Source organism: Candidatus Phytoplasma gossypii (genome assembly GCF_030586975.1).
Classification (GTDB): domain Bacteria; phylum Bacillota_I; class Bacilli_A; order Acholeplasmatales; family Acholeplasmataceae; genus Phytoplasma; species Phytoplasma citri.
Window position 1 is genome coordinate 1 of record NZ_JAOSIT010000041.1, and the last position, 3,744, is coordinate 3,744.

At 21.3% G+C, this 3,744-nt stretch carries 2 protein-coding genes; one reads left to right on the forward strand and one right to left on the reverse strand.

What is annotated here, in order from left to right; all coding sequences use genetic code 11:
- Positions 1 to 160: 160 nt before the first annotated feature.
- A complete protein-coding gene (locus OC698_RS02700) occupies positions 161 to 553 on the forward strand; it encodes an effector protein (RefSeq protein WP_304513168.1) in 393 nt (130 codons plus the stop codon).
- 448 nt (positions 554 to 1,001) lie between these two features.
- Here OC698_RS02700 and OC698_RS02705 read toward each other — a convergent pair whose 3' ends face one another.
- Positions 1,002 to 2,387 (reverse strand): ATP-binding protein, encoded by a 1,386-nt coding sequence (locus OC698_RS02705; RefSeq protein WP_304513169.1) that lies wholly within the window; start codon positions 2,385 to 2,387, stop codon positions 1,002 to 1,004.
- Positions 2,388 to 3,744: the final 1,357 nt, after the last annotated feature.

Sequence of the window (3,744 nt, forward strand, 5' to 3'; positions counted from 1 at the left end):
AAATTAAATATGATAGAAGTTAGTTCTAAAGAAATTTCAGAAAAAGATTTAATATCAGCTATGATATTTGGTCATAATTTTATTAAAAAATTATGTATTTTTCAGGAAGAAATTATAAATAATTTAATTTTTCACTCAAGAAAGGTTTAGGAAAAAAATTATGATAAAATTCTATTTTTATTTATATATTTTATTCATATTTGTGCAAATTTCTGCTTCGAATAATATTATTATAGCTGCACCATTACAAGATGAATTCGTTAATGGAACTAGAATTGTTAATGTAATTGTTGCTAGTGATGATATTTTAAAAAAACATAATTTATTTCAACAATATTTCGATTGGTCTTGCAAATATCCTAGTTATAATGCCGAATTGGAAGAATTTGGTATGATTTGGAAAATTAAAAATCCACCCGAAAATTTATTAGGTGTTTTTTTTGATGCGGGTAATAGAGATAATACAGATAACAAGTATACTTTAGAAGAATTAAAATATATAGCTAATAATGCTAAAAATATGTATATTTTTTGGAAATATAAAGAAAAATAATAATTTGTTTTCTAGTATCAAAATAACTAATTTATTTTTGAAATTTTAATTTTTAAGAATTTTAATTGAGCACCAAACGAGAACTAAATATCGAGTTATCTGAGGTTTATCTACCCATAATTTAGACATTTTCTACTTTTTAAAAAACTTTTGAAGACTAACTATTAAATTAGTCTTTTTTGTTTAAAAGATTAAAAAATAATTTCCTGTCTTTTCTAAAAATGTTGTTTAGAAAGGAATTTAATTTTGAGACAAGAATTATTTAAAGAATTTTTAAAAAATAAAATAAATCTAACTTTTTGGTTTTTTAAATATCATTTAATATCTTTGATTAATAAATGAAGTAATCATGTTTGTTACTTAATTAAGCTATCGGCATCTAGAATGGACGGACAATAAATTTTTTTTGGTTGTATATTTTGAAACACAGCGATCTTAATGAATAATTTTAAAAGGAATATAAATCCTCTAAATTATATAAAAAAATATCTTTTTGGTTTTGAATTATTTCTTGTTGATATCCTTTTTTAGAAAAAAAACCTAAATTAATGTTTTGATAAGAAAATATTTTTTTTATATATTCTTTTTTGATATTTAATTGTTTTAATTGTGGCATATTTATTTTTTGATTAGACCATTTACATTCGAAAATAGATATATTTTTATTAGTTTGAAGAATAATATCTATTTCTAAATTAACATTATTTTTGGGATTATTTATGTCTTTTTCGTTTCCCCAATAACGACCTATTTCTTTAATGTTCATTTTATTTTTTTTTATTAAAAATGATTGACAAATTTTCTCAAATTCCAAAGAAACATATTTATCTAAATCTTTTTGAATTACAGTTTCGTAAAAATTATTTTTATTCATTATAATTTTTTGAGATTTATTTTTTTCTAAAAAATAAAAAGAAAAATTAAAAAACTGATCTTTAATAAAATAAAGAGTTTTTTTTTGATTTTTTTTGCCAAAACAAATTTCTTTACCTACTATATCTAAATTTTGTAAAATATCAAGATATTTTGAAGTAGTACCAGTGTGTTGGATGCCGCTTTTAGAAGTAATATTACTTAATTGAGTGTTTCCTAATGATATTGAATTTAAAATTCTACTGTAATTTTTAATATTACGAACTTCCTGAGTTAAAAAAAAATTTATTTCATCTTCAAAAATAGCTCCATCTTCTAAAACTAAATTAATAACATTATCTTTAACACTTTTAGTATCATCTATTTTTTGAAGGTAAAAAGGTAATCCGCCGAAAATACTATAAAAAACAATTTTATCTTCTAAACTAGCGTGAGGATAAAACAAATGAGCTTCTGCATAATCAAAAGTTTTTAATTTAATTTGAAAAGTTTTTCTACCATAAAGAGGTTTATGATACGCAAACATATCTTCTAACATCCCTATATGACTACCTGATAAAATTAATTTGATATTAGAGTTTTGTAAATATTTATCAATAATATTTTGTAAAATAGACAAAACATCTGCATTATTTTTTAATAAATAAGAAAATTCATCAATCATAAGAATAATTTTTTGATGTTGACTTTTTTTAGCTAAATATATAAAAAGATTCTCGTAATTATTAAAAGTAATAGGTTCTTGAAAATAAAAGGAAATCTCTTGACTTAATCTTTGTAAATTAATATCTAAACCTGTTTCGTCGGCTACAAAATATATAGAAGAAAAATGTTTATTAATTTCTTTTAATAATCTAGTTTTTCCTATTCTTCTGCGTCCATAAATTAAACCAAATTCAAAATGATTAGAATTTATTTTTTCTTTTAAAATTTTTAATTCTTTTTGTCGACCAATAAACAAAAAATAACCCTCCATAACTGTTTGTAAAGAAACTATCTTATATTACACATTATATCATTTTAGTATAGTATTTGTTTTTTATATTTTTAATTTAATAAAGATATTGAAATATTTTAGTTAAATTAAATTATTTGACCCAACTTTTAGCTCAAGAAAAATATTTTGATTTATACATTATTACCATTGTTCCGTCTTGTTTAAAACAAGCTCATTATTATTGAATTAGACAAAAAGAACTAATGAAACGTATAGTGTTAATTATATCTAAATAATGGGATTGTTTTCATTCTTTTATACAAATAACTAAAAAAATTCAAGAATTTAAACGTTTTTATAATTAAAAATGGTTAATTAAAAAACTTAATTATTAAAGTTCCTTAATTATTTACAAAATTATCCATTAAACAATCAGATAACTTAATCAAGATCAAATTAAAAATTGCTTTTTTATTAAATACATTTATAATAATATAATAAACAATTCCTAATCATTATTTATTCTATGTAAAAATTTTATAAAAAAATAAGGATAAATTTTCATGTTTGATATTTTTTTAATATTTTTAATAATTGTTTAAAGTTTTTTTTATTATTTTTTGATAACAATTTTAATAATTTTGTGAGTAATTATAATAATTTTGAGTTGGGCGCCAAAGAGGCCTAAATTTCGTGCTGTCTAACCAATAGCCAGGGCTGATCGCACTGAACCCATATTTTGTGACAACTTTTAAGAATATTAATAACCATCTCGATTGCTATTTAAGTCGAAAATATCTCCACTTTTATCGTGAACCAAACTTTTTGGAACTGCGCTATTTGTAGAAAGTTAAATTTCCAATAAAAGTTTTACTCAAGACAAAAACCAAAATTATTTTACCTCCTCACTTATTAATTACAAACAGTCATTCTTTATCAACGCCCCCTATTTATTAAAATAATGTTACCTTTAGTAAAAGTTTACTGCCAAACTTTAACGATTACCAAGATTTTGAACCTTTTAAAAATCAAAAGGCATCTTTATTATTGGTAAAAAAGTTAAAAAATGCCCAAAAATAATGGGTTTATTAAATAGTAGTGACTACACACTAAAAATAAATTTTTTCAAAAACATCTTACTGATCAACCTAATTTAATTAAAAAAAATTTTCACACCGATCAACCTTGAACCAAACTTTATACTGATTTAACTTGTTTTAAGACTAAACAAGGATGCTTCTAATTATCATCGACAATTTTTATTTTTAAACACTATTTTACCTTGATTAGATGATATTTTTTTTTGTTTTTCTAAAATATTTTCAAATTCGTTTTTTTCTGCTAAAATTTTATAATTTTTAGCATATTCTAAAATTATATC